The 349-nt window shown below is 33.8% G+C and carries 1 pseudogene; it reads right to left on the bottom strand.

The features are described from left to right. Positions 1–97, bottom strand: a pseudogene (locus LJE08_RS15400) (DNA replication protein); the annotation flags it as partial. Positions 98–349 lie beyond the last annotated feature (252 nt).

Genomic DNA, 349 nt, shown 5'->3' on the forward strand with positions numbered 1-349 from the left:
ATTTTTGATTTCTTAGTGATTCACCTTTGAATTCTAAACGATATGCTTTACATAGAACTCGATCTAAACACGCGTCAGCGTATGTACAATCCTTAAATAAATCGTACCATTATTTTACTGGGATTTGAGAAACTATCACTGTCGACTTTCTGCTTTTGAGTATTCCACTATCTGAAGCCATGCAATACACTACAGAAGTCCACATAATCCGTTAAAGAAGTCCATCTTTTTTTAATCTTAATACGTAATACAAGTCCACTAAAAAACACGGTAAAATTAAATTAACCGTGTGATGCTTACGCACTCTTGTTGGAATAATAGTTGTATCATAATAGTCTGCCATTTCCTG

Source organism: Holdemanella sp. DFI.5.55 (genome assembly GCF_020593575.1).
Lineage (GTDB): Bacteria > Bacillota_I > Bacilli_A > Erysipelotrichales > Erysipelotrichaceae > Holdemanella > Holdemanella hominis.